Genomic DNA, 26273 nt, shown 5'->3' with positions numbered 1-26273 from the left:
CCAAAGCCTTAATTGCGGCGCACTTTACTGCAAAACCAATATAAGCAATAGATGATTAAATCAATAAAAGATCAATTTACAGAAGAGAAATCCATAATTGTTAACTTGAACAGGTTTCATTATCCACAGATGTTACAGGCCTAACATTAGGGGGTGTCTTTATGAAGTAATTCCATCAACCCCACTAATGCGCCAAACAGTACTGCGCCAACAGGCCAAACAATCCAAGTGATATCCCACGCCATTGTCCAAAAGCTCCAACCAAGATAAATAGCGGTTAACAAGGGCCAATAAAACTCAGCCAATTTCTCGGCTCGTTTAGCTCGTCTGCTGGTTTCTGTCTCTTTAACGGCTTCTTTTAAGACATTGCTATAGGCATCATATTTTGCTGACACCGGCAAAATAATGAATAAACCTGTGGCAATCATAAAAAGCAGTACATCGATCATTAATAAAACAATGTCTTGCTCAAAAGATAAAATACTCACACACATCAGCGGAAAAAGCTCACAATAAAACAAAAAATACCCACAGATAGGCGTAGATTATAAGTCGGTCTAAACTGTTGACGTTTTTCATGAAACACACTGTGAACCCCATAGGCTAGTTCAAATGGAGCCTCTTCAATCGTTGATATTTCATCTTGATACTGGTTTGTTTTAATAAAAAAACTCACCCCAATTGCCACAAAAATCAAAATACAGACAATCCCCAGCACCGCAGCAATATCACCCGTCATATTAAATCGATTCGTTTCCGCCATCGCCATAAAGAAAAATAACGGCATCACTGAACACACACACAAAACCACGCCTTTTGTGATGTCATTGGTCATGGCGATTTTATGCTCAACATACTCAGTTGCTTGCTCTAGGCTGATATGATTAATACCTGGTTCTTTGGCTTCATGAACAGTCGCAAACTCCTCATGATCATCCTTTAATAAGAAGTCGGTAGACACATCAAAAATCTGTGAAAGCATAATGATTTTATTCAAATCAGGAATGCTATTGGCCCCTTCCCACTTGGAAACAGACTGACGAGAAACATTCATTTTCTCCGCCAATTCTTCTTGCGACCAGCCCAGTTTTTTCCTTAATCTAATAATCTTTTCTGCAAGTATCATTAGTGAATCCCTTTAATTAATAATTGAGCAGCAAGCATAAGAAATCAGCCAGTTGCTCACTAGCAAGCCAGCTTGTTAATCTGTCAACCAGCAGTTGCGATATGGATTATTAAGCCATAATTTGGCTATTTTTTATATTTAATCGCTACATTAGCACATCAATTTTGCTGATTGAGGGAAAACACCAGAGGAATGAATTTAATCAGTAACCCGATTTGATATGGTTTAAAAAGTTGAGACAAATACAATTAAATTGATTTGTATCTGCTCACCATGGCATTTACTCACCGACACGCCGTAAACTCATCCATGAGGGCTCGAACATCCCGTCCATGGGATGAACGGTCGTCTCGCTAATACTCATGGTTCACCTGTTGAGTATCAGTCTACCCCACAGCCTTTTAACACTTTCAGCAAAAATACCAAAGTCAGTAAGCACAAAGCCCCTGACCTGAACAGCCAAGATTATGGCTGTATTTAAGTGTTTGATTGAGGAAGTATAGAAAATTTACTCTGACCCAATTTTCCAGCTTTATAAAATTAACACTGGCTTTTTTATCTGCATAATAGATATTATGAGGTTGATTTTTATCAAATTATGAATGGATGCTGTTGATAAATGATTCTTAAAGGCAAAACACTGCAAAACCCCACTTCACCGCAAGCCTCCGCAGGTCAAAAACAAGAGCAAAACGTGGCTTTCTTCTTACGTCGCGCATTTAAAGACAACCCTGAAATACTGGTGATCAATGATTTCAAATTCACTTTCAATGATGAAACGGCGCAAATCGATCATTTAATCGTTTATCCCTATGGCTTTGTGTTACTTGAATCAAAAAGTATTAAAGGCCATATAAAAGTGAATCAACAAGGTGAATGGACTCGAAGCTATAACAACCAATGGTCAGGCATGCCATCGCCCATTAAACAAGTTGAGTTACAGCAAGCCTTGCTTAAAAACTTATTAGCCCACCATAGACAGGAAATTTTAGGTAAATTCTTGGGTATTAAACAAGGATTCGGTGGACGTTGTTGGGATCATATCTGCGTGGTATCAAGCGATACCGTTATTGATAGAAACACTATGCCGAAAGCGGTATCCGACAAGTTGGTAAAATCTGAGTTTTTAGTCGATAAGCTTCATAAAATAATGAAGCTAGGAAATAAGCTTTTACGCAAAGTTAATGTATATGACACCAGACCTTACTTCAACCAACAAGAACTCGACTCAATAGGAGACTTCATCCTCAGTCAACATATCGATGGCAATCGCCAAATAAGTGAAGAAGTCAACAAAGCGCCAGAGCCGATACAGCATTCGCAAACTAATACAACAAGTAACAACAGTGTTCCTATAGCCGAGACGCAACCAACAGCTCAAGCGAATCTAAGCTGCAAAAATTGTGTTGAATCAACAAATTACACCCCAATGTACGGTAAGTTTGGTTACTACATTAAGTGTAATCACTGCAGCAAAAATACGCCCATGAAACAAAATTGCCCGCAGTGCCAAAGTAAAAATACCAAAGTACAAAAGCGCAAAGAGACTTACACCCTACACTGCCAAGATTGCAGCGTAGAAAGTCAGTTGATTTAGCAGACAGCAAATTCGATTAGATTTTTAGAAAGACACACTAAGGAAACGGAATTCATGGAAAAAGGCAATCTTGTACGCTGGAACGATGACAAAGGGTTTGGATTTATCAAACCCACAATGAACAGTGATAAAACGGATGTGTTTATTCATATTTCAGAACTAAAACACATGGCAAGGAAACCCAAAGTCGGTGATGAAATTCTATTTCTACGTGAGCAGCAACCCGACGGCAAAGTGAAAGCCATCAAAGCCAGTATTGAAGGTGTTGCTATTGTTGCAAGTGCCAAACCCACTCGTACTAGTAGTAGCAACCAAGCATATAAGAGCCGCCAGCCTCGTTCATTTCTTTCAAAGCTTATCCCACTTGCGCTGGTTGTTACCGCAGTGTTTGGTTATTCAAAGTACCAGCAACTCAATGAGACGCCCGTTCTGACAAATGAAGATATTGAAAACATGCAGTGGCAACCTACAGCAAGCCCAATCAACTCGATAACCACGCCATCATTTCGCTGCGAAGCAGGAAAAACACACTGTAGCCAGATGCGCTCTTGCGAAGAAGCTACCTTTTACATTAGAAATTGCCCAAATACCAAAATGGATGGAGATGGTGATGGTGTTCCGTGCGAAAGACAGCTGTGTAATTGATTTGTATCAGCTCACCATGGTATTCACTCACCGACAGGCCGTAAACTCATCCATGAGGGCTCGAACATCCCGTCCATGGGATGAACGGTCGTCTCGCAAATACTCATGGTTCACCTCTTGGGTATCAGTCTAAACCACAGCCTTTTAAGACTTTCAGCAAAAATACCAACGTCAGTCAGCACAAAGCCCCTGAACAGCAAGATTATGGCTGTGTTTAAGTGTTTGATTGAGGAAGTACTGAAGTTTACGCTGCCACATTTTTCACGACTTGCCATTTGTATAGATGGTTGTTTAGACTAAAAATCTTACTTGCTATTTTTTAATGGACTAAAAATTGACTCTACTTTTTAAGTTTAAAGAACTTTCAAGTTCAACACTATCCTTTCTGAATACTCCCGAAATGATACCTGTCTTATCCGGTGCATTAATTGGTGCAATTTCTGCTGGAGCAGTGACATTACTTATTAATTTCATTTCATCATGGTTAAGAAAAATAGAGATCGATAACAAGCTAAGAAGTGTTATTCGTTCATCTTTAGAAAACAACAAACTCATGTGCGAGAGTAACTTAGGGATACTGAAAAATGAAATAGAAGGGATGAATGAAAGAAGGCGATTTACGATAAATCCTTTATTTAGATTTAGAGGTTCAGGTGCTGAGTTAATTTTTTCAAACAGTAAACTTTCGAGATTTGAAGTTGAATATTTATGGGGTAATTTATCAAGTATTGACGCTATTAATAATCAGTTAACTGCTATGATTCAATCTCGTCAAACATTACAAATAAAAATTAGAGGTGAATCTAATTCAACTATTGAAAGTGAACTTTCAAGCCTCTTAGTAGAGTATGATGGTCATTTAATTGAACGCCATCAAGAAGCACTAAAAAATATTATTTCAGCACTAAAAATATTAAATATGTCTTTTTTAGAAAGAAATATCTTAAAATTCAGGCATAAAAATGTAAATGACGCAGATGTCTAAATATAGTTACTAGTCAGAATTAACTTAACTAAAAACTAGATTCTGCCCCAGTACATCGTAAGCAATGGGATGGACTCCTCCTCAACTTGAATTGTTGACCTTTTTTTGGTCAATATGATGAGTTACCAATATTCAAATCAGGAGAAGCCCATGAGTCAGATCACTAGAGTCGGTGTTGATATTGCAAAGTCTGTTTTTCATGTCCACGCAGTTGATAGATTTGGAGAACGGCAGTGGAAAGGTAAATACTCTCGAACCAAGTGGCTGAATGCCATCACAGACAAAGTGCCTCAAGGTGCAGAAGTTGCGATGGAAGCGTGTGGTTCGTCGCACTATTGGGGAAGAGAGTTACAAAAACGGGGTTATAAAGTCAAAATTATACATGCTCAGTTTGTTAAGCCTTATGTAAAGAGCAATAAGAATGATGCGATTGACGCAGAGGCAATTTGCGAAGCCATGAGCCGCCCGAACATGCGATTTGTATGTGTAAAATCAAATCGGCAACAAGACATTCAGTCTATGCATCGGATCAGGGATAAACTGATGGTGCAAAAATCCTCCAAAGCAAATCAAATACGTGGTTTGGTCAGTGAATATGGATTGGTTGCGCCAGTAGGTATCAATAAGCTGAGAGAAGCGATCCCTCTTTGGCTTGAAGATGTCGAAAATGGTTTGTCAGCACTATTTCGTTCGTTGCTATTAGATTTGTTTGATGACTTACGGCGACTTCAAGAGCGGGTAGATAAACTCGACAATCTAATTCAGCAAGAAGTTAAAAACGACCCAGTTGCACGTTCACTACTTGAGTTGAGAGGAGTGGGAGTTTTATGTGCTAGTGCTTTATCTTGTGCAATAGGAGATGCTAAAGGTTACAGGAAAGGACGAGATTTTGCAGCTTCTATTGGGCTCACGCCGAGACAACATAGTACAGGCGGCAAGCCAAGATTGCTAGGTATCAGTAAACGAGGCGATGGCTACTTGAGAAAACTATTGGTTCATGGGGCCCGCTCTGTCATCAGGCATGCTCATCGACATGATGACAATCTGAGCAAATGGATAGCAAAGCTGTGCGCTTACAAGCATGTGAATATAGTTATTGTTGCACTAGCAAACAAAACGGCACGAGCAGCTTGGGCGATGGTAAATAAGAGTGAAGGTTATCACCCAGAATTAATAGCAAGCGCATAGACGAGTTTATAAGTAAAAATGTTCATCCCAGTTGCAAAGTAAGATGTGAGATGGCTAACAGGTAAGACCGACACTTGAAAAACCTTACCTAGACGTAGAGCTTTAAAGCTCGTGTAAGCGTTAAGGAGCAAGTGTGCGAATAGCCCATAGAGGTTCGATGCAATAACAGAAAAGCATCATTAAGAAACCGGATACACGTTGGCAATCATACCTAAAGTTATTGAACAAATTACTTGCAAAAGAGGAGGAGTCCATACACGTCTAGGCAAATACACCTAGCCATTTACCTTTGCTTGATATTCCACGGTAGTAAAGACTCAACGTCACTTGGGTTATCCGCCAAGCCTTGCAGGCAATTAGCGATATACTCATGTACGACTAGGTCGTTGGCCTTCGCTGTTTCGATGAGACTGTAAAGGATTGCGCTGGCACGTGCACCATGCGGTGTATTTGAAAATAGCCATGCCTTGCGACCTATCACAAAGGGTTTTATCGCCCGTTCGGCGCGGTTGTTGTCGATACTTAATCGGCCATCATCTAAGTAGCGCCTGAACTTTTCAAATTGATTCAGCGCATAAATGATGGCTTTACCTAATGCCATTTTCGGGGGGATTTTATCTTGATGCTGTAATAGCCATTGATGAAGTTCATCGATGATAATCTTGGATTTTTGCTGCCTTATGGCATATTTATCATCAGCAGATTTACCTTTAATCTGTTGCTCTATGCCATAAAGTTTACCGATAAGGTTTAATGCTACATCAGCTTTGCCTGTTTTTTTGTTATTCCCTTTAGCTTCGATAAATTTACGACGAATATGCGCCAAACAAGCTACCAAGGTCGCATCGGTTTGGGCGTAGGCTTGATAGCCATCCACTTGTAAATAACCGGAAAACCCTGCTAAAAAGTCAACGGCACATTGGCCTGCACGGCTGTTGTGATAATCATAGAGTACTATGTTAGTGTTGCCCTTGGGAGCATCATCACCACAGCAATATAACCACATGTAGCTAGTCGGTTTATCGGCTTTTAATACCTTAAGCGGGGTTTCATCCGCATGGATAATGTCTTGCGCTAGTAAACTGACTTTCAGGCGTTGATATAAAGGCTCAAGTAAATCGGCACAGCGTATCATCCAACTCGACATGGTCTTGCGATTGAGCATAACACCAATATCAGAAAATAGGGTTTCTTGGCGATATAAAGGCAAGCCAAACTGATATTTGCAGGTGATGATATGACTAAGCAAACTTGGCGTTGCCATGCTTTTTGGGATAGGCGTTGCAGGCATGGGCGCAGTTTTTATCGCGACCTTAACACCTTGCTGCTCACATTGACGACAAGCATATTTCGGTCGAATGGTTTTTATTACCTTGATGTGCGCGGGGACAAATTCCAGCGTCTCGCTACAACTTTGCCCCATTTGATGCAGCGCCCCTTGGCAACAATCACAGTATTTGTCGGCTTCATCAATATCAACAACGACCTCTTCACGAGGAAGTTCAACTGGCAATGGCTTTCGCTTGGGTTGCTCTAATGATTTATCAAGCGTCGGTAGCTCAGTAAGTAGCGCTTTATCTTGCGCATCAAGGGTATCGACTTGTTCTGTACCTAATTCAGCTTCTGCTTCATTAAAGACTTCCCCGCGCCAGGCAGTTTCTCTGATTTTTTAGCAAATTCTCTGGCGAGCTTAGCGTTGTATTGGACTAGTAAGTCATGAATTTGTGCACTTTGCTCGGCAATCAGGGCATCTTTTTCGGCCAACGTTTGCTGCAACTCAAGCAGCATTTGCTTGAGTTGTGCTGGGTTGTCAGGTAATTCATGGGGCAAGGTTTTCATGCCCGCAGTGTATCAGAAATAGCAAGCCAAATAAGGGGTTAAGCATTAATCCATGTCAGGGGTAGTGTCAACGATCCTTCACTGCAAAACGATCGCCCTTATTTGTCTCATTTAAGCTAAAGATTGATAGTTAAGTGATTGATGCCCAATCACATCAAAGCCTGATAACAACCATGAAAGCTGCTGCTCGGTTAAGCTGTAGGCTTGGCGGTCAACTTTACTGGGCCATTTAAATCTTTGCTTCTCCAAGCGCTTATACCACAGGGCAAATCCCGTTTTATCCCAATACAGCAATTTGAGTTTATTTTTAGCCTTATTACAAAACACGAATAGTGCGCCAGTATAAGCATCATGGGCGAATTCTTGTTCAACAATCGCCACAAGGCCATCAATGGATTTACGAAAATCAACGGCATCACGATGTAAATAAATGGCAGGTGGGTCGATAAACATCTTCATGGCGCAAGCTCTCGCAATAATTGCGCAAGAAAACTCGGCGAGACTGAGTGAGGCAAGTGCAATTTGGCATGAGCGAGTTCTAATGTGATAGCAACGTTTGGCGGCGCGAGTTCGAGTTGAGTCACTTGATGCTCAATGACTTTATGTTGTGAGATTTGGGCGCAGACGAAAGCGCCCTCAGTTGATGCCAAGCGCTTTTTGTGGGCATAAAAGCTCGATGTGGATAATTTATGTTTGCGGCAATAAGCACTGATATTTAAGCCGCTTTGCTGCTGCGCAAGAACGAGCTCTTGCCACTGCTGTTTATTACGAAAGGTTTTCATTATGTATCTCCCAATAAAACATGGGAACAAAATAAATCAACAGCATAGTAAGCGGTATGTGCCTTTGGGCAGACGCTTACAGTACATCGCCATAATGACGGCAAACAAAAAGCCCCGATACCGTTAGGTATCGGGGCTTTCAATTTTTTAGTGTCTAAGCTTTTAGGCTAGAGACCAACATAAGCATCTAACGCAGGATAAATCGGGTTAGAACAAGGCGCTTTACCACGACGTTTAGCTTTTCATAAACGAGTGGTGAAGCAACCCAGTTATCACCGATTTAGACCAGTTAGATTACATCATGCCGCCCATTCCGCCCATACCACCCATGCCGCCCATATCTGGCGCTGAGGCTTCTTGAGGGATCTCACCAACCATGGCTTCGGTGGTGATCATTAGGCCTGCAATAGATGCTGCATATTGTAACGCGCTACGAGTTACTTTAGTTGGGTCTAGAATACCCATTTCTAACATGTCACCGTAGGTGTCGTTACCTGCGTTGTAACCAAAGTTACCTGTGCCGTTTTTAACTGTGTTTGCAACAACTGAGGCTTCTTCACCTGCGTTGGTTGCAATTTGACGTAAAGGCGCTTCCATAGCACGTAGGGCAATCACCACACCGTGTTTTTGGTCTTCGTTTGACACTTCAATGTCTTTAATTTTGCTTGCTACGCGTACTAGTGCAACACCACCACCAGCTACAACACCTTCTTCAACCGCTGCGCGAGTTGCGTGTAATGCATCTTCTACGCGAGCTTTTTTCTCTTTCATTTCAACTTCAGTTGCTGCGCCAACTTTGATTACTGCAACACCGCCAGCTAGTTTAGCCATACGCTCTTGAAGCTTCTCTTTGTCGTAGTCAGATGTTGACTCTTCAACTTGTTGCTTGATTTGAGATACGCGAGCAGAGATTTGCGTTTGCTCACCGTTACCGTCAATGATGGTAGTGTTATCTTTAGTGATGATAACGCGCTTAGCTGTACCTAAATCTTCTAGGGTTGCTTTTTCAAGCTCTAGGCCGATTTCTTCAGCAATAACAGTACCGCCAGTTAGAATTGCCACGTCTTGTAACATTGCTTTACGACGATCGCCAAAGCCTGGTGCTTTAACTGCAGCCACTTTAACGATACCGCGCATGTTGTTTACTACTAGCGTTGCTAATGCTTCGCCTTCAACGTCTTCTGCAACGATAAGCAATGGCTTACCTGTTTTAGCTAGACCTTCAAGAATTGGCAATAATTCACGGATATTAGAGATTTTTTTATCTACTAATAAAATGAATGGGCTGTCTAGCTCAACGCTGCCAGTTTCTGGCTTGTTGATGAAGTATGGTGATAAGTAACCACGGTCAAACTGCATACCTTCAACAACGTCTAATTCGTTTTCTAGTGCTTGACCTTCTTCAACGGTAATCACGCCTTCTTTACCTACGCGCTCCATTGCTGTTGCAATGATTTCACCGATTGATTCGTCAGAGTTAGCAGAGATAGTACCCACTTGCGCAATGGCTTTAGTGTCAGCACATTCTTGAGAAAGTAGCTTAAGCTCAGCAACCGCTGCAATAACAGCTTTGTCGATACCGCGCTTAAGATCCATTGGGTTCATGCCCGCTGCAACAGCTTTTAAGCCTTCAACCACAATTGATTGCGCTAATACTGTTGCAGTAGTCGTACCGTCACCGGCTGCATCGTTGGCTTTAGAAGCAACTTCTTTCACCATTTGTGCGCCCATGTTTTCAAACTTGTCTTCTAGTTCGATTTCTTTAGCAACTGATACACCGTCTTTGGTGATCAAAGGTGAACCAAAGCTTTTGTCTAAAACAACGTTACGACCTTTAGGGCCTAAGGTTACTTTTACTGCGTTTGCTAATACGTTCACACCTGCAAGCATTTTTACGCGTGCGTCGTTACCAAATTTAACTTCTTTTGCTGCCATTGTTTGATGTTCCTTTAAATTAATTGTTTAAGTGGAAAGTCGATTGATGGGTGAGGCTTAGCCTACTACTGCCATCAGGTCAGCTTCTGACAGGATTAATACTTCTTCGCCGTCAATTTTTTCTTTTTTCACGCCGTAACCTTCGTTGAAGATCACCACGTCACCCACTTGTACATCAAGTGGCTTAACTGTGCCATTTTCTAAAATACGGCCGTTGCCCACTGCAAGGATTTCGCCGCGAGTTGATTTTTCAGCTGCACTTCCTGTTAGTACAATGCCACCTGCTGAAGTTGACTCAACTTCTAAACGTTTAACGATTACGCGGTCATGTAATGGACGAATATTCATCTATGAACTCTCCTAATGATTTGATGCCCAAAAAATCGAGGCGGATTTTAGTTAATTACCTAAGTTGCCTTAGGATGGGGGCTTTTGCCCTTGATGCTAGATATATGGGGTGGTTGATCACAGTTCCAAGGGCTAGTGAAAAAAAATCTACAGTTTTTTTAAGACGGTTTTATTACTGGGGACTGAATTCCTGATAGAATTCGCCTCCTTTCCACTTTACGATGTTGCCATGAAAGATAAACACGGGTTGCTTAGTGCGCCAATCGGTCGTGTTCTGTTAAGCATGACACTCCCTAACCTAATTGGCATTATGACCATTTTGGGTGGCAGCCTTGTAGATATCTATTTTATTAGCCAGTTGGGTACACAAGCCCTTGCCGCAGTCAGTTTTACCTTTCCGGTGACGTTAGTCATTAGCAGTATTGGCATCGGCATTGGTGCGGGCGTCTCTACCAATTTAGGTCGCTTAATTGGCTCAGGCAATGCCGACAAAGCCAAGGTATTTTTGTTTGATACCTTAATACTTACCAGTCTGATTATTGTCAGCTTATCGATAATAGGCAGTGTATCGATTGCCCCATTATTTAGCTTGCTGGGCGCCAATAATGCTAGCTTGCCGTACATTCAGGATTACATGTTGTATTGGTACTTGGGCGCACCGGCATTGGTACTGTTAATGGTGGGCAATCAAGCGCTGCGGGCAACTGGCGATACTCGTTCGCCAGCTAAAATTATGATGCTGGCGGCCATTGTTAACTTGGTGCTCGACCCACTGCTGATTTTTGGTTTAGGCCCGTTTCCCCGTTTAGAAGTACAAGGGGCCGCTATTGCCACGGCCATCTCATGGTTCATCGCCTTTGGCTTATCAATTAGATTGCTGGTGTTTAAGCGTAAATTGTTACAGCGCGCAGCATGGGTAAAAAAACGTATTATCGCCAATTGGCGGGCATTAGCGCACATTGCTAGACCAGCTGCATTAATGAATTTAATTAACCCTGTTGCTAATGGTATTTTAATGGCAATGCTGGCACGCATTGACCACGCAGGTGTGGCAGCATTTGGTGCTGGTATGCGTATTGAGTCGGTGCTATTAATTGTGGTGATGGCATTGTCTTCCAGCTTAATGCCGTTTATTGCGCAAAACTTAGGTGCGGGACAACATCCAAGGGCCAAAGATGCATTATTGAAATCATTAAAGTTTGTATTGGTATTTCAAACGCTACTTTATATTCCTATGTACTTTTTTGCCCAGCCGCTCGCTGAATTGTTCAGTAATGATCCTGTGGTCCTTGATTGGTTAACCTTTTATATTATTGCCTTACCTGCTGCCTATGGCCCATTAGGTATCGTGATTATTTTTGCCACTAGCTTAAACGCTTATCATCGCCCAATGAGCTCATTAATAATCAACTTGTGCCGTTTAGTGTTGTTAATGTTGCCGCTAGCTGCACTCGGCTCATATTTAGGTGGGGTAAAAGGATTAATGCTCGCATTGCCTATTACTAATACCTTAATGGGCATAGCTTGTTATTACCTTGCAACCAAAATATCAGAACCTCAATTAAAACCTTATACGTCTGCGGTTGTGGTTGATTAGTGATTTAAATATCCCTATATTTTGCTCAATTATCATTTTAATACATTGGCTACAGGCGTTTCATGGACAAGCAAAAACAGCCCGCATCACAACATAATCAGCCAGCGTCTTTATCTCGCGCATTTAAAGCATCGCTGATGTCGGCGCTAGTGTTCCCCGGTAGCGGCCAAATGTGGCTAGGTAAAAAATGGCAAGCGATGGGATTTATTACAGTCGCAACCATATGTCTTTTTGTGCTGGTGAAATATAGTATCGAACAGGCTCAAATTGTTACCGATAAAATACTGGCAGGCGATGTAGCATTAACGTTAGATGCTATTTATGCAGAAATTAGTCAGGCACCAGAATCAACCTTGACGAGTGTCGTGGGGTGGATATTTGTGATTAATTGGCTTGCTAGCATTGTGCTAGCATTGTGCTAGCTTGGGTGATGGCTAAACAAGCTCAAAAGTAATACCAATCACGATAAGTAAGTGATCAAAAATAGCGTAGGAAAAACGCTATTATCAAGTGTTTTAACAAGCTAGGGTGATCAGTTATTTATTACAATTGGTATCATTCCCAATCAATTGAAGATGGATGATGTAATCACACACCTTCAAATTGATTGGGCACTGTCATTAACCTTATTCAGTCAACGCTGCTGCTAAGCCTGCGGTATTATCTGCAAATATTAGCTGTACCACATTAGGTGCTAACTCAATCACATGTTGAACACCAATTGCCGATAAAGCATCAACATCCAACTTTTGCGCTTGAGTAAACTGTAAACGTAAGCGGTTATCAGCAACCGACTGACATGATTCAACATTCGCAACAAGCGCTTTAAGATGCTTGGCTAGTGCTTTGTCATTAGCTGATGCCTCAACCTTCTGTGGCGCAACTTGCTGGGTTGATGACGCTTGTTGGGCAACATAGCCACCTGATGCAAGCATTTCATCAATTTCAGTGCGGGTCACTTCGGCAATCGTACCCACAATGGCTTGCACCGCATTACCAGAAACTAATACACCACTGGCACCTAACTGCTTTAACCTTGCCTGATCCACTTTACTGGCATCAACCACGTCCATGCGTAAACGCGTAATACATGAATCAACATTAGCGAGGTTCTCTGGGCCACCAAATGCTTCAATAAAGTGACGCGCTCGCTCTGTACCCTCACCTACCGCAATTGTTTCTTCAGCATCAGCGCGACCAGGTGTTTTAAGGTCAAATTTGACAATCAAAAATCGAAAGACAACATAGTAAAGCGCTGCATAAACTAACCCTAAACCCAGTAATAAACCGATTTTTTGTGAGTTGCCAGACAAGACTAAAAAGTCAATTAAACCGTGCGAGAATGATGTGCCATGTACTACGCCAAGCGCATTGACGATGACATAAGCAAGACCTGCCATTAGTGCATGCACGACATATAACAATGGCGCCACAAACATAAATGCAAATTCAATCGGTTCAGTGATACCAGTTAAAAATGAGGTTAACGCGGCAGATACCATAATACCGCCAACCAAGGCACGGTTTTCAGGGCGAGCACAATGCCAAATAGCCATTGCCGCTGCAGGTAAACCAAACATTTTAAATAAGTAACCACCAGCGAGTTGCCCAAAGCCATTACCCGCAGCGCGGCTTACTTGATCTGCTTGTAAGTAACAGGTTAATACGCCATTAGCGGCTTTACCGGTACTGTCGACACATGAACCCGCCTCAAAGAAAAATGGTACGTTCCAAACATGGTGTAACCCAGCTGGAATTAACGAACGCTCTACCACACCATAAATACCAAACGCCAATGTTGGGTTTTGGTTTGCAGCCCAATGAGAAAAATCAGCAATTAATGCTCCAATAGGTGGCCAAATAAACGATAATGCAATACCTGCAAAAATTGCCCCAAATCCGGTAATAATGGGCACACTACGCTTACCAGAAAAGAAACCTAAATATGATGGCAGCTGAATTTTAAAGAATCGATTAAACGAGTATGCCGCAATAGCCCCCGCTATCATGCCACCGAATACCCCCACATCAGTACCAGGCGACATAACACCCAAGGTTTTAATCATAATGGCATAACCCACAAGGGCTGCCATGGCTGCCACGCCGTCATTTTTGGCAAAACCGAGCGCGATACCAATAGCAAACAATAACCCCATGTTGCCAAATACGGCTTCACCCGCTTGTACCATAATGGTATTGACTACATCTGGAAAAATGCTAAAACCTGCGCTACCTACACCAAGGAAAATACCGGCGACAGGTAATACCGACACAGGTAACATGACCGATTTACCCACTTTTTGTAATAACGAAAATGCGCCACTAAATATGGCTTTTTTCGCTGCTGGTTGATCTACTTTTGTTGTCATTTTTATTAAACCTTTACTAATTCAGGAGACTGCTATGTCTTCAAGCTTGAGCCGCATTAACCTTTTAACGCCAGCAAGGTGTTTTCATCACGCATTAAGTGGCGCACATCTTTAGCGTCAGCACATGCCATTGCCTTAGCAGCAACCTGCTTACAAGCCTGTTGACTCAGTTGACGAACCTGATATTTAACCTGTGGAATACTTGGCACACTCACCGATAACTCATCAATACCAAGGCCAACTAAAATAGGCACGGCGTCTTTCTCTCCAGCTAAACCACCACACACACCAACCCACTTGCCTTTGGCATGAGCCGCTTTGGTTGTCATATCAATTAAGCGTAATACCGCTGGGTGTAATCCGTCTGCAATCGCTGCCAATTTAGGATGGCCACGGTCTATGGCTAAGGTGTACTGAGTGAGGTCATTGGTACCAATAGAGAAAAAGTCCACATGTTCGGCCAATACATCAGCCATAACTGCCGCAGACGGCACCTCAATCATGATACCGATTTCAATACTACTAATATCAATGGCCAGTTTTTCAGCTTCTTCGCGCAATACTTGTTTGGCCAGCTTTAGTTCAAATAATGATGCAACCATCGGGAACATAATGCGTAAACGCCCAGCATTAGCCGCTTTCAGTAACGCCCTAATCTGTTGGCGTAAAACGGCTGGTTTATCTAGGCCAACTCGAATACCGCGTTCACCTAAAAATGGGTTATCTTCTTTAGGTAATGGTAAATAAGACAATGGCTTATCGCCACCTACATCTAATGTACGCACAACCAGTGGTCGCTCACCTAAGGTTGTCAGTACTTGGCGATAAGCTTGCTCTTGTTCATCCTCACTTGGGGCGCTGGCTTGGTCTTGGTATAAAAACTCTGAGCGTAATAAGCCGACTGCCTCACCGCCCATGGCCACTAATTTTTCAGCCTCTTTGACTTTAGCAATGTTACCTGCAATTTCTATCTGCACGCCATCTAGGGTGACAGCATGTTCATCTTTTGCTGCCATAGCCAAAGCAGCTAATTGGTCACTGGCTTGTTGCTGCTGTGCAAGCTCGCTGATTTCTTCCTCAGTTGGCGCTAATAATAAGTAGCCTTTGCTGGTATCAAGTAATGCTGATTGTCCATGCAAACTCAGCACTTTGTCTTCCACACCAGCCATAGCGGCAATGCCCATGGCTCGGGCTAATATTGCACTGTGACTTGAAGAACCCCCAAGGTCGTACAAATGCCAATAACGACATCAGTATTGAGCTGGGCGGTGTCTGATGGCGATAAGTCTTTAGAGACTAAAATGGTGTTTGGCGGTAAATCTGTTGGAATGGTGTCTTGTGATAAACCAGCAAGTATGCGCGACACGCGGTTACCCACATCGATTAAGTCACTGGCACGTCCTGCCAGTAATTTGTTATCCATTGCAGCAAGCTTATCTGACTGACGGCATAAACATTTATTCCATGAATACGGTGCCGATTTGCCTTGTTGTAGTTCAATAAGGCATTTTTCGTAAAGTTCAGGATCGGCTAACAGCTCTTGGTGGGCGATAAAAATATCCGCTTTTTGGCCCATGTTTTTATCACGAAGATCTTTTACTAATTGTACTAGGGTGGCATTAGCCACACTAATGGCATCATCTAATTTTTGTTGCTCTGCTTGTGGGTCTTGAGCAAAGGTTTCAAACTTAGGTATTTCGCTGTTGATAACATATAACACACCTTGTACCTGGCCTGGAGAGGCTTCAGTGCCAGACACTTTACGCGGGTCTTGACTGGTTTGTAATAACAATGACGCTTCAGAAAAAGGGTCAAAGTCATCAGTTACTGGGGTGGTTGTAGAGGCATTTGCGCCTTCTTCACCTAAGCCGGTACTGATGGCGTGGGTTAATTGCTCCAAAGCTTGTTGCTGATCATCCCCACGCGCCCAAATCGTGACGTTATCACCAAAGCCAATATTTAACCCCATTAAGCCGACAACACTTCTTGCGTTCGCCTTTTCACCCGCTTTTTCTAGCATCACATCACAATTTAAGCCTTTAATTGCGGTCACGATGGCTGCGGCTGGACGCGCGTGTATACCTGTAGGATTTATAATGCGAATAGGGTCTGAGCAAATCATATCATCTGATGCGACGACAGTTTTTGCTGAAGATGTCACCTCGGCTTCAAATAATAAGTCGCCAGCATTTAACACGTTAGCAGATGTCGGCGTTAACTTAACGATACGGTCTTGATCGGTAATAAGCACCACGGTGCGAAGGCTTTTAACTTTATTCGCCACAGTGTCTAAATCAATTTCGATAAGCGGATCTTTGGCTTTTACTTCATCACCTACATTAACAAGCGCAGTAAATCCTTCACCTTTTAATTTAACCGTGTCGACACCAATGTGGATCAACACTTCAACACCAATCGCCGTTGTGAGTGTAATAGCATGCCTCGAAGGATGAATTTGGGTAACTTTTGCAGCGCAAGGTGCATATAACTTTGATTCAATTGGGTCTACTGCATAACCATCACCCACCATTTTGCTAGCAAAAGCGGCATCAGGCACTTTAGCTAATGCACAGCTAATGCCTGAAAAAGGTGATAATAGTTGAATATTTGTGGTTGTATTTTTATTCATTTCCACTCCGTAATTGGCGCACCCGTTAGATATTTTGACGCCCTACTAATGTCGATTAGGATATTGCTTTGGTTTTATAGTTACTATGATGTTTAAAACAGTAACTCCTCGCTCATCTTTCCCCTGTTATACCATAGAGGGAAATAGTTAACGTACCAATCATTTCATTAACGCATACGATTGCAATCATTGCGGACTAGAAAAAAAATCATGTTCAAACCTTATACGTTTGTCTATTAATAGCTGTAAAAAAAAACGACCTCAACAATTGAGGCCGTTTTTTTTGATTATCAAAGTTTATTTGTCTTTATCGCGAGGTGGCACATCATCTTGTGGCGGAACCTCAATTTGATGAGTTTCAGGACGAGGCTCATGCTTGTGCTCAAAATCCCCTTCAAATACGTTGCCATCTTTATCGCGGTTTTCAAATGGGTTTTGCCCAAAAGGACTTTGATTAAAGGGCCCCTGATTAAACGGCCCTTGCTGACCAAAGCTACCATTTGCCACTACGCGCATTTGCATCCGTTTATACATAAAGGCGGCGATAGGTGCGCGAGTAATAGGCGTAAGTAAAAGCAAGCCAATAAAGTCGGTCACAAAACCGGGAATAAGTAGCAACACCCCAGCAACGGCGAGCATCATACCTTCAACAATCTCTTGGCCTGGCACTTCACCACGAGCCAATTTTTGTTGCACACTCATTAAGGTATTCAGGCCTTGGCTTCGCACTAAAGACACACCAACAATAGCGGTAAAAAACACTAAGCCGATTGTTGGCCACACGCCCAGCGCATCACCCACTTGAATTAATACCGACAGTTCCATGGCAGGTACAATGATAAACAGCAAAAATAAAATAAAAAACATGTAAACCTCGGTTAATCAAGGACGCAGGCTAGAGATAAACACCACGGTCGATGAATTATATATGGGGATTGTCCGGTCTAATTTCAAGACACTTCACGAATATCAAACATAACCGTGAAATCTGTTGCCAAAAATCGTACAGTAGGCACCGTTGTAAACTGTTACCTATATTAACTTTATTAGCTTAAGCTAACTTTAAGAACGCAAACATAGAATGACATCAAACTATTTAATCATTTTCACCACATGCCCTGATAAAGCCGTAGCCGATACCCTTGCTCGTGCGTTAGTGAATGCCAAATTGGCTGCTTGCGTGCAAATAAGCCAAGCAGTGGAGTCAGTTTATATGTGGGATAACCAAGTATGTCAGTCGAAGGAGGTACAGTTGCAGATTAAATCCCTTGCGGTTCACTATCAAGCAATTGAGCAAATGGTGATCCAATTGCATCCTTACGAAGTACCAGAGTTAATCGCAACGCCAGTCACCCATGGGTTTGCACCTTATTTAACATGGATAGAAGAAACCACTCAATCATGAAAAAACTATTCGCCCTTGTTTTAACCTCTTTGCTATTAGTCGGCACGATTGCCATTACGCCAAGTGCCCACAGTAATAGTAAGTTTAGCTTTTTAAGTAATGAACCAGAGTTAATGCCCGTTAATGAGGCATTTAATTTTGATTTTAGTCAGCAAGATAACCAGCTAAAAATCAGCTGGGTGATTGCTGATGGCTATTACATGTACCGCGATAAGTTGCAATTTAGCGCTGACGGCGCCGTGATTGGTGATATTGATTTACCTCGCGGCAAAAGCCACCAAGATGAATATTTTGGTGAGCAAGAAGTGTTTTACAGCTTTGTTGAAATTCCAATTGGAATAAAAGAAGCCAGCAAAGAAGGCACCTTTAAAGTGACCTTTATGGGCTGTGCTGAAGGCAAACTGTGTTATCCGCCAACCACTCGTGAAGTGATTTTGTCGGAAGTGGCAGCCAATGATGGCAAAGTGGCTGAGTCTGCTAAAGCGAAAAAGGTCATTGGTGCACCGCAAGCGGATGATAACAAAGCCAGTTCTGCGCCTATTACACAACAAGATACCCTAAGCCAAATGTTAGCTAACGATAGCTTACTATGGACCTTGGCGATTTTCTTTGGCTTAGGTATAGGCCTTGCCTTAACGCCTTGTGTGTTTCCAATGTACCCTATTTTGTCGGGCATTATTGTTGGCCAAGGGCAAAAGCTGTCAACCGCCAAAGCCTTCACCTTGTCAATGGCGTACGTGCAAGGTATGGCCATTACTTATTCATTGCTGGGCTTAGTGGTGGCCTCAGCAGGCATGAAGTTTCAAGCGGCATTACAACACCCTGCCATTTTGATTTTCTTAGCCGTGATGTTTGTGCTGTTAAGTTTATCCATGTTTGGCATGTACGATTTAAAACTGCCATCAAAATGGCAAGAAAAAATGAACTCACTGTCGAACAACCAAAAAGGCGGCAACCTGATTGGCGTATTCTTGATGGGGGTGATTTCAGGATTAGTGGCTTCACCTTGTACCACAGCACCTTTATCAGGCGCATTAATCTATGTGGCGCAAAGCGGTGACTTACTGCAAGGCTTTTTAGCGCTTTATGTATTAAGCATGGGCATGGGCGTACCGTTACTGATCATAGGAACCTCTGGCGGTAAAATTCTACCTCGGGCAGGTGCGTGGATGGATATTATCAAAACCATCTTCGGCTTCTTGCTAATTTCAGTATCAATTATGATGCTTGGCCGTATTTGGGTGGGTTTAGTATCTGATGTGTTGTGGTCAATTTGGGGTATTTGTTTAGTGGGCTACTTGATGCATCAAAACAAGTTAACCACCTTTAACTGGAAACAAACTGTACGCAGTGTGTTACTGATTTTAGCCCTGCTAGCCAGCTTCTCTTATGGCTTCCAAGCGGTGATGAGTCACTTTGGTATGGCAACCCCAGCCATGTCAGTAAACGGCACTAACAATCAAAACGCCGCGGCTGAGTCACACCATTTTATTAAAATTAAATCATTGGAAGATTTAGAAGTTGAGCTAGATAAAGCCAGCATCAGCGGCAAAACCGTGATGCTAGATTTATATGCTGATTGGTGTGTTGCCTGTAAAGAGTTTGAAGCCATTACCTTTGCTGATAGCCAAGTGCTTGAGCGTTTAAATCAAATGGTGTTATTGCAAGCTGATGTCACCAAAAGTGATAAAATTGATGTCGAATTACTTGAGCATTACGGCGTATTAGGTTTACCAACACTGATCATGTTTGATGAAAATGGCACTGAACGTAAAGATTTACGTGTAACGGGTTTTATGGGACCTAAAGATTTTGCTAATCACTTAGATTTACTGATCAAATAGTTTATTAGCAATTTCTTAAATCATGAAAACAAGCGACTTTTTTTTAAAAGTTGCTTGTTTTTTTATATAAACAGTCATTTTCATACAAAACTCATGATTATCTTATACAATGGCTAAGTTGACCTTGTTTTAAATTAGCACCATTACTAGGAGTATCATGGAACCCGCCATTTTAATTATCACCTTACTTTGCGGCATGTTAGTTAGTCGTATTGGGTTACCTCCATTAATTGGCTACCTAGCAGCAGGCTTTGTACTGTTTACCTTTGGCATTGAAGATCACAGCTTACCTTTGTTGCAACAACTGGCTGATTTAGGTGTCACCTTATTATTGTTTTCGATTGGTTTAAAACTAGACCTGAAAAGCTTATTTAAAGCTGAGGTTTGGGCAACGTCAAGCCTGCATCTGGTGGGCTCTATTCTGTTCTTTTTACCCATTTTAAAACTGCTGGGCATGATAGGAATTGAGCAATTAGACGGCTATAGCCTTAATCAACTTTTATTAATTGCATTCGCGCTCAGCTTCTCTAGTACGGTTTTTGCAGTGAAAGTGATTGAAGACAATGGCGACATGAAGTCGCTATACGGCCGGGTCGCCATTGGTATCTTGATTATGCAAGATATCTTCGCCGTAGTGTTTTTAACTATTTCCAAAGGTGATATGCCATCAGTTTGGGCGTTAGGCCTATTATTGCTTCCGTTTACCAGACCGTTCATTTATAAAATTTTCGATCGTGTAGGCCACAGCGAAATGCTGGTGTTATTTGGTTTGGTGATGGCATTAGTGGTTGGCGCATGGTTATTTGAAACTGTGGGCTTAAAACCCGATTTAGGTGCCTTGATTATTGGTATTTTATTAGCGGGCCACGCTAAAGCCTCTGAACTGGCTAAATCAATTTATTATTTTAAAGAGCTATTCTTAGTCGCATTTTTCTTAACTATTGGCTTAAACGGTTTACCAACATGGTCTGATATTGGTCTTGCCAGTATTTTAGTGGTCCTCATTCCTGTCAAAGTAGCGATGTTTATCTACCTACTAACCCGCTTTAAGTTACGCTCGCGTACTTCGCTACTGGCCTCGTTCAATTTAGGTAACTACAGTGAGTTTGGTTTGATTGTTGCCTCGGTTGCCGCTTATAAAGGCTGGCTACCTTCGTCTTGGTTAATCATTATTGCTGTCGCATTAAGTATTAGTTTTTTATTTGCTGCGCCTTTAAATGCCAATGTTGGCCGCATTTATCAGCGCTTTCATCGCAATTTAATGAAGTTAGAAAAGCACCCATTACACCCTGAAGATCGTCAAATCAAAATTGGCAATCCCCGCTTTTTGATTTTTGGTATGGGCCGAATTGGTAGTGGAGCTTACGATGAATTACGTAATCGCTTTGATGGGGAAATTTTAGGTATCGAACACAAACAAGAATTAGTCGATTACCATCGCAGTCAAGGTCGAAACGTGGTGCTTGGTGACGCTGGCGATACCGACTTTTGGGAAAAACTTGAGCGAGCGCCCAATCTTGAATTGGTGTTACTGGCTATCCCTAATCACGTGGGTAACCTGTTTGCGGTTGAGCAACTTAAAAAGCTGAACTATGAAGGTAAAATCAGTGCCATTGTGCAATACACTGAAGATGCTGATGCGTTAATCGCTGCTGGTGTTGATAGTGCTTACAATCTTTATCAAGCTGCGGGTGCGGGTTTTGTTGATCATGTTGTCAATAAATTACTGACACCAGAGCAGGACCCCAGCGCTGAGAAACAAGAAGTTAAACTCCACCAGCAAAAGGCAACTCCGCCAGCCTAAACTGTCGATCATCAATTTGGCTTAGGTAAATAATTAACGCCTCGATAAACATCGAGGCGTTGTTGTTTCTGTGGGCGCATTTTTAATTTTGTTCAACATCAAAAATCTCAGTTACAGTCATAGCTAAGTCATGTTATAAATCAGAATATTAACTAGCTCACTCTTTGTCGGAATTTTTTGAAGTATGTCGATCCCAGCTCAACGTGCAACCAAATTATTTGTGCAGACTTTTGGCACAAAAGCAGATGATTTATACCAAGCACCAGGGCGGGTGAATATTATTGGTGAACATACGGATTATAACGAAGGCTTAGTACTGCCAGTTGCCATTAACTTTCATACTGTGATTGCCGTTAAACATCGTGACGACCATTTATTTCGTGCGGTAACCGACGCTTTTCCTGGGCAAATTAAACAATGGCAATTTGGCGAAGAAGGTGACATTAGCTCTAACCATGATTGGGCCAACTACTTAAAAGGTGTCACCAAGGCAATGCATCACTCTGGCTTACAAGCCAAGGGATTAGATTTAGCCATTGTGGGCAATGTGCCATTAGGTGCAGGGTTATCGTCATCTGCGGCATTAGAAGTGGCTTTTGGCACCGCCATTAGTTACGCCAGCCAATTGCACTTATCCCCATCTGCTATTGCCCAATTAGCCCAGCGCGGTGAAAGCAAATATATGCAGCAAGATTGCGGCATTATGGATCAAATGATCTGCGCGCTTGCCCAAGAAGATCACGCCCTACTAATTGACTGTTTTGAACTCGAAAGTGAACCAGTATTGATCCCAGAGCAATTAAGTTTAATTGTGATTGACCCTAAAATTGATCGCAAAGCCTTTATTGATCAATTTGAACAACGTAAACAAGAATGCGCCGCTATGGCCGAGTTACTTGGGCTAGATTCATTGCAAGACATTTCATTAAGTTATATCGATCAATACCGCAATATTTTATCTGATGTGCAGCTTAGACGCGGTCGCCATGTGGTCACTGAAAATATCCGCGCCAGCAAAGCAGCCCGTGCCTTACAAGAAAATAACATTCCTCGTTTCAGTCAGCTTATGGCGCAATCTCACCAATCACTTCGAGAAGACTTCGATGTGATCCCCGCTGAAGTGGATATTTTGGTAGACATGATCCACCAACTCGTGGGTGAGCGTGGTGGTGTGCGCATGAGTGATGGTTGTGTCGTGGCATTAATTGATCATGATTTAAATGATGCTGTAATTAACCTTGTTGAACAGCAATATAAAGCTAAAACAGGATTAGAGGCGACCATCCATTTATGCCATGCCAGTGGCGGGGCAAGCAGAATTACTAAGTAACCTTAACCCTAAACTTGGCCTGATATTAAACAGGCCGCTTATTTTACAGTTAATCATTCCAATACTTTTGACAGAGAGGCCCTAATGGTACGTTTTAGTGTGCTTGAACCTTGGCAAGATCCTCGTGGTGGTGAAGTTGAACGTGTGCGTATCGACAATGGTACTATTGCAATTGAGGTGTTAAGTTTAGGCGGCATTATCCGCTCATTATGGGTACCGAATGCAAAGGGTGAGCGAGTCAACATTGTGTTGGGCTGCGATAGCGTCGCCGATTATCTTGAACAACCCGCTTACCTTGGTGCAATTGCAGGGCGTTATGCGAATCGTATTGCTAACGGTAAAATCAGCCATGACGGTGTTGAATATCAACTTAGCGTCAATCAAGCCAGTAACTGCTTACATGGGGGCGTTGAAGGCTTCCATCGTAAACAATGGCAATTAGGTACAACAAATGATGGCGTGCGCTTAACCCTATTAAGCCCAGATGGTGACATGGGCTTTCCCGGTAACTGTAAAGTACAGTTAGATTACCGTTTAGTGGGCAGTAACTTATACGTTGAAATGCTCGCCACGACCGACAAAGCTTGCCCTATTAGTTTAACTCAACACAGTTATTTCAATTTAGATGCTGGCAGCAGCAATACTAGCCATGATATTCAAGTGGATGCGAAACACTATTTAGCCATGAACGAGGTAGGCATCCCAACGGCCATGCTACCTTCGGCGGCGAGCGACTTAGATTTGGCTAACACCACCTCAATGTCAGTTCAAACCGAACGCCCAGCATTAGCTGCCACCAATGGTTTTGACCATTGCTATGTGATGGACAATGCTGACGGAGAATTGCAGCGCTTTGGTAAACTATCAAGTAAGCAAAGCGGCATAAGCATGACGGTTTACACCAATCAGCCAGGTGTACAGCTGTATGGGGCTAACTTTTTACAAGGTACAGTGGGTAAAAAACAGCAAGTGTATGCTAACCACCAAGCGGTTTGTATTGAACCCCAAATGCTACCAGACTCCCCCAATCAACCCAATTTACCGGGCGATGCCTGGTTAATGGCGGGCGGAGTTTATCATCATATTTCACGTTATGAATTTTCAATAGAATGAACGCTTTGCAATCGATAAAAACAAACAGGGGTAAGTTTTCACTTACCCCTGTTTGTTTGACATCTGCTTGACTAAGCGTTGCCTTAGACAACAAATAAAATGCTTAGTTAACCTGAGCTGCGGATAAGAGATTAGCTAACACACTAATTTATTGAGATTTACTTTAGGAAAGATTTCTAGAGAGATATTTTTGCTTAGAACAAGGCAAATTTGTGCGTCAATAGCTGGCCTCGGCTTTGGTTCCAACGTCGCTCTACCTCCCCCATCCATGGGGTCGTATTGCAAACAAATTTAACGCAGTTATCAGTAAAAATAGCCTCTAGAAAGCAAGTTGTTATCCGCAGCTCAGGTTAGTTACCTGCTATTTTCATCTCACTCAATAAAATGCCGCCTGTGCGGATCGATGAGCGCAAATCACGATCTTTACCCACACCTTGAATTCCCATAAACATGTCTTTTAAATTACCCGCTATGGTGATTTCTTCAACTGGGTATAACACTTCACCATTCTCGACGTAAAAACCTGCCGCACCACGTGAATAGTCACCGGTGACGCCATTGACGCCTTGTCCCATCACTTCGGTCACAATTAACCCTGTTCCCATCGCCTTGATTAAATCATCAAAGGTTTGATTAGTATGACTTAGCGTCCAGTTATAAATGCCTCCAGCATGGCCTGTGTTCGTTAAGCCTAACTTGCGTGCTGAATAGCTGGTTAACAGGTAGGTTGCTAAGTGGCCATTATCAATAATTTTACGCTCTTGCGTTGCCACACCTTCGCTATCGTAGTTTGCTGAAGCTAACGCACCGAGTAAATGAGGTTGTTCTTCAATGCTAAACCATTCAGGAAAAATCTGGGTATTAATTGAGTCCAGTAAAAAGCTTGATTTACGGTAAAGGCTACTCCCACTAATCGCACCAATTAAATGTCCCATTAAGCCAGTGGCAATTTCTGGGGCAAATAATACCGGTAATTTTGCCGTGGCAATTTTGCGTGCATTTAAGCGACTTAAGGTTTTATTCGCCGCTTGCGCGCCAACGGCTTGCGGACTGAGTAAATCGGCATATTTACGTGCAACAGTGTAATCATAATCACGCTGCATATTGCCGTCAGACTCTTCACCAATGGCCACACAACTTAAGCTGTAACGTGAGCTGCAGTAGCCATGTAGAAAACCATGACTGTTGCCATACACTTTGGCAGAGGTATGAGCATTTGCCGTTGCGCCATCTGAACTTTTAATTCGGCTATCACTTGATAAACAAGTCTCTTCAGCACTAATCGCTAATTGTGCTAACTCTTCTGCACCTAACTCTTGTGGGTGATAAAGCTGTAAATCACGCATAGTTTGCGCCATTAATTCGGCATCAGCTAAACCACTAAAAGGGTCTTGTGAAGTATATTTGGCAATATCATTCGCTGCTTTTACCGCTTGCCTGATGGCTTCAGGGCTTAAGTCTGAGGTTGATGAATTACCTTTGCAACCATCACGGAACACGGTAATACCTAATGCACCGTCTTTATTAAATTCAACGGTTTCAACCTCTTTATTACGGGTAGAAACCGATAAACCTTGTTGCTTGCTAATCGCCACTTCTGCGGCGCTAGTGCCTAGTTGTTTGGCATATTCAAGGGCAACACTGACGGCATGTTTTAATGCAGGAAGTTCACTGTCTATTGTGGCCGGAGCGGCAGTATTAGAAGTCACAAATATACTCTTAAATTGTCTAAATTAG

At 42.4% G+C, this 26273-nt stretch carries 22 protein-coding genes and 1 pseudogene; 11 read left to right on the top strand and 12 right to left on the bottom strand.

Going from position 1 to position 26273, the window contains the following annotated elements:
• Positions 1-146: 146 nt before the first annotated feature.
• Positions 147-488, bottom strand: a complete 342-nt coding sequence (locus HBH39_RS19735; protein WP_244325719.1) for a hypothetical protein — start codon at positions 486-488, stop codon at positions 147-149.
• A gap of 5 nt (positions 489-493) precedes the next feature.
• Positions 494-1126, bottom strand: a complete 633-nt coding sequence (locus HBH39_RS19730) for a helix-turn-helix domain-containing protein (protein ID WP_244325718.1) — start codon at positions 1124-1126, stop codon at positions 494-496.
• 619 nt (positions 1127-1745) lie between these two features.
• Between HBH39_RS19730 and HBH39_RS01950 the strand changes: the two genes are divergently transcribed.
• The 4 genes from HBH39_RS01950 to HBH39_RS01935 all read left to right on the top strand — a co-directional run bounded on the left by HBH39_RS01950 (position 1746) and on the right by HBH39_RS01935 (position 5541).
• The gene (locus tag HBH39_RS01950; protein ID WP_167675112.1) at positions 1746-2723 is read left to right on the top strand and encodes a nuclease-related domain-containing protein; all 978 of its coding nucleotides are present in this window, start codon (positions 1746-1748) and stop codon (positions 2721-2723) included.
• A 54-nt stretch (positions 2724-2777) separates the two neighbouring features.
• On the top strand, positions 2778-3368 hold the full coding sequence (locus tag HBH39_RS01945) for an excalibur calcium-binding domain-containing protein (protein WP_167675111.1): 591 nt from the start codon (positions 2778-2780) through the stop codon (positions 3366-3368).
• A gap of 334 nt (positions 3369-3702) precedes the next feature.
• Positions 3703-4353, top strand: coding sequence for a hypothetical protein (locus HBH39_RS01940; RefSeq protein WP_167675108.1), 651 nt, complete (start codon positions 3703-3705; stop codon positions 4351-4353).
• Between the two features lie 150 nt (positions 4354-4503).
• A complete protein-coding gene (locus HBH39_RS01935; RefSeq protein ID WP_167675106.1) occupies positions 4504-5541 on the top strand; it encodes an IS110 family transposase in 1038 nt (345 codons plus the stop codon).
• Positions 5542-5824: 283 nt separating this feature from the next.
• On the opposite strand, the pseudogene tnpC reads toward HBH39_RS01935, so the two are convergent.
• The 5 genes and pseudogenes from tnpC to HBH39_RS01910 all read right to left on the bottom strand — a co-directional run bounded on the left by tnpC (position 5825) and on the right by HBH39_RS01910 (position 10445).
• Positions 5825-7380: pseudogene (tnpC, locus tag HBH39_RS01930) on the bottom strand (IS66 family transposase).
• A gap of 111 nt (positions 7381-7491) precedes the next feature.
• The gene (gene tnpB, locus HBH39_RS01925; protein WP_167675104.1) at positions 7492-7839 is read right to left on the bottom strand and encodes an IS66 family insertion sequence element accessory protein TnpB; all 348 of its coding nucleotides are present in this window, start codon (positions 7837-7839) and stop codon (positions 7492-7494) included.
• Positions 7836-8162: an IS66 family insertion sequence element accessory protein TnpA gene (gene tnpA, locus HBH39_RS01920; protein WP_167675102.1), complete on the bottom strand. Its 327-nt coding sequence runs from the start codon at positions 8160-8162 to the stop codon at positions 7836-7838. Before tnpA ends, tnpB begins: the two co-directional genes overlap by 4 nt.
• Positions 8163-8456: 294 nt before the next feature.
• Positions 8457-10097, bottom strand: a complete 1641-nt coding sequence (gene groL, locus HBH39_RS01915; protein ID WP_167675100.1) for a chaperonin GroEL — start codon at positions 10095-10097, stop codon at positions 8457-8459.
• Between the two features lie 57 nt (positions 10098-10154).
• The gene (locus HBH39_RS01910; RefSeq protein WP_167675098.1) at positions 10155-10445 is read right to left on the bottom strand and encodes a co-chaperone GroES; all 291 of its coding nucleotides are present in this window, start codon (positions 10443-10445) and stop codon (positions 10155-10157) included.
• A 229-nt stretch (positions 10446-10674) separates the two neighbouring features.
• Between HBH39_RS01910 and HBH39_RS01905 the strand changes: the two genes are divergently transcribed.
• Both HBH39_RS01905 and HBH39_RS01900 read left to right on the top strand, forming a co-directional pair.
• Positions 10675-12042, top strand: coding sequence for an MATE family efflux transporter (locus HBH39_RS01905; RefSeq protein ID WP_167675096.1), 1368 nt, complete (start codon positions 10675-10677; stop codon positions 12040-12042).
• 62 nt (positions 12043-12104) lie between these two features.
• Positions 12105-12464 (top strand): hypothetical protein, encoded by a 360-nt coding sequence (locus HBH39_RS01900; RefSeq protein WP_167675094.1) that lies wholly within the window; start codon positions 12105-12107, stop codon positions 12462-12464.
• A 204-nt stretch (positions 12465-12668) separates the two neighbouring features.
• Here the strand turns inward: HBH39_RS01900 and ptsG are convergent, their stop codons facing one another.
• The 4 genes from ptsG to HBH39_RS01880 form a co-directional block, all read right to left on the bottom strand.
• Positions 12669-14411 carry a PTS glucose transporter subunit IIBC gene (ptsG, locus tag HBH39_RS01895; protein WP_208764178.1) on the bottom strand — a complete coding sequence of 581 codons (1743 nt, stop codon included), beginning with the start codon at positions 14409-14411 and terminating at the stop codon, positions 12669-12671.
• A gap of 56 nt (positions 14412-14467) precedes the next feature.
• Entirely contained in the window at positions 14468-15595 is a 1128-nt protein-coding gene (gene ptsP, locus HBH39_RS01890; RefSeq protein ID WP_244325715.1) for a phosphoenolpyruvate--protein phosphotransferase, read from the bottom strand.
• 8 nt (positions 15596-15603) lie between these two features.
• Positions 15604-17040 (bottom strand): glucose PTS transporter subunit IIA, encoded by a 1437-nt coding sequence (locus tag HBH39_RS01885; protein WP_167675090.1) that lies wholly within the window; start codon positions 17038-17040, stop codon positions 15604-15606.
• A 297-nt stretch (positions 17041-17337) separates the two neighbouring features.
• Complete coding sequence (locus HBH39_RS01880) at positions 17338-17907, bottom strand: FxsA family protein (RefSeq protein WP_167675088.1); 570 nt, start codon at positions 17905-17907, stop codon at positions 17338-17340.
• A 214-nt stretch (positions 17908-18121) separates the two neighbouring features.
• Between HBH39_RS01880 and cutA the strand changes: the two genes are divergently transcribed.
• The 5 genes from cutA to HBH39_RS01855 all read left to right on the top strand — a co-directional run bounded on the left by cutA (position 18122) and on the right by HBH39_RS01855 (position 24536).
• Positions 18122-18445, top strand: coding sequence for a divalent-cation tolerance protein CutA (gene cutA, locus HBH39_RS01875; RefSeq protein WP_167675086.1), 324 nt, complete (start codon positions 18122-18124; stop codon positions 18443-18445).
• Positions 18442-20289 (top strand): protein-disulfide reductase DsbD, encoded by a 1848-nt coding sequence (locus HBH39_RS01870; protein WP_167675084.1) that lies wholly within the window; start codon positions 18442-18444, stop codon positions 20287-20289. Before cutA ends, HBH39_RS01870 begins: the two co-directional genes overlap by 4 nt.
• A gap of 157 nt (positions 20290-20446) precedes the next feature.
• Complete coding sequence (locus HBH39_RS01865; protein WP_167675082.1) at positions 20447-22093, top strand: cation:proton antiporter family protein; 1647 nt, start codon at positions 20447-20449, stop codon at positions 22091-22093.
• 184 nt (positions 22094-22277) lie between these two features.
• Positions 22278-23423 (top strand): galactokinase, encoded by a 1146-nt coding sequence (galK, locus tag HBH39_RS01860; RefSeq protein WP_167675080.1) that lies wholly within the window; start codon positions 22278-22280, stop codon positions 23421-23423.
• 84 nt (positions 23424-23507) lie between these two features.
• The gene (locus HBH39_RS01855; protein WP_167675078.1) at positions 23508-24536 is read left to right on the top strand and encodes an aldose epimerase family protein; all 1029 of its coding nucleotides are present in this window, start codon (positions 23508-23510) and stop codon (positions 24534-24536) included.
• 350 nt (positions 24537-24886) lie between these two features.
• Here HBH39_RS01855 and pmbA read toward each other — a convergent pair whose 3' ends face one another.
• Positions 24887-26245 carry a metalloprotease PmbA gene (gene pmbA / locus HBH39_RS01850; RefSeq protein WP_167675076.1) on the bottom strand — a complete coding sequence of 453 codons (1359 nt, stop codon included), beginning with the start codon at positions 26243-26245 and terminating at the stop codon, positions 24887-24889.
• Positions 26246-26273 lie beyond the last annotated feature (28 nt).

The organism is Shewanella aestuarii, assembly GCF_011765625.1.
Lineage (GTDB): Bacteria > Pseudomonadota > Gammaproteobacteria > Enterobacterales > Shewanellaceae > Shewanella > Shewanella aestuarii_A.
The sequence above is the reverse complement of the archived record's forward strand: the minus strand, read 5'-3'. Positions and strand labels throughout refer to the sequence as shown.

Bases quoted from the DNA above. Each gene is read 5' to 3' on its own strand.
- HBH39_RS01935 (WP_167675106.1), top strand. From the start codon at position 4,504: ATGAGTCAGATCACTAGAGTCGGTGTTGATATTGCAAAGTCTGTTTTT.
- HBH39_RS01910 (WP_167675098.1), bottom strand. From the start codon at position 10,445: ATGAATATTCGTCCATTACATGACCGCGTAATCGTTAAACGTTTAGAA.
- HBH39_RS01950 (WP_167675112.1), top strand. From the start codon at position 1,746: ATGATTCTTAAAGGCAAAACACTGCAAAACCCCACTTCACCGCAAGCC.
- HBH39_RS01870 (WP_167675084.1), top strand. From the start codon at position 18,442: ATGAAAAAACTATTCGCCCTTGTTTTAACCTCTTTGCTATTAGTCGGC.
- HBH39_RS01855 (WP_167675078.1), top strand. From the start codon at position 23,508: ATGGTACGTTTTAGTGTGCTTGAACCTTGGCAAGATCCTCGTGGTGGT.
- tnpA (WP_167675102.1), bottom strand. From the start codon at position 8,162: ATGAAAACCTTTCGTAATAAACAGCAGTGGCAAGAGCTCGTTCTTGCG.
- HBH39_RS01905 (WP_167675096.1), top strand. From the start codon at position 10,675: ATGAAAGATAAACACGGGTTGCTTAGTGCGCCAATCGGTCGTGTTCTG.
- HBH39_RS01885 (WP_167675090.1), bottom strand. From the start codon at position 17,040: ATGAATAAAAATACAACCACAAATATTCAACTATTATCACCTTTTTCA.
- tnpB (WP_167675104.1), bottom strand. From the start codon at position 7,839: ATGAAGATGTTTATCGACCCACCTGCCATTTATTTACATCGTGATGCC.
- ptsG (WP_208764178.1), bottom strand. From the start codon at position 14,411: ATGACAACAAAAGTAGATCAACCAGCAGCGAAAAAAGCCATATTTAGT.
- ptsP (WP_244325715.1), bottom strand. From the start codon at position 15,595: ATGGGCATTGCCGCTATGGCTGGTGTGGAAGACAAAGTGCTGAGTTTG.
- galK (WP_167675080.1), top strand. From the start codon at position 22,278: ATGTCGATCCCAGCTCAACGTGCAACCAAATTATTTGTGCAGACTTTT.
- groL (WP_167675100.1), bottom strand. From the start codon at position 10,097: ATGGCAGCAAAAGAAGTTAAATTTGGTAACGACGCACGCGTAAAAATG.
- HBH39_RS01945 (WP_167675111.1), top strand. From the start codon at position 2,778: ATGGAAAAAGGCAATCTTGTACGCTGGAACGATGACAAAGGGTTTGGA.
- HBH39_RS19730 (WP_244325718.1), bottom strand. From the start codon at position 1,126: ATGATACTTGCAGAAAAGATTATTAGATTAAGGAAAAAACTGGGCTGG.
- HBH39_RS01880 (WP_167675088.1), bottom strand. From the start codon at position 17,907: ATGTTTTTTATTTTATTTTTGCTGTTTATCATTGTACCTGCCATGGAA.
- cutA (WP_167675086.1), top strand. From the start codon at position 18,122: ATGACATCAAACTATTTAATCATTTTCACCACATGCCCTGATAAAGCC.
- HBH39_RS01865 (WP_167675082.1), top strand. From the start codon at position 20,447: ATGGAACCCGCCATTTTAATTATCACCTTACTTTGCGGCATGTTAGTT.
- HBH39_RS01900 (WP_167675094.1), top strand. From the start codon at position 12,105: ATGGACAAGCAAAAACAGCCCGCATCACAACATAATCAGCCAGCGTCT.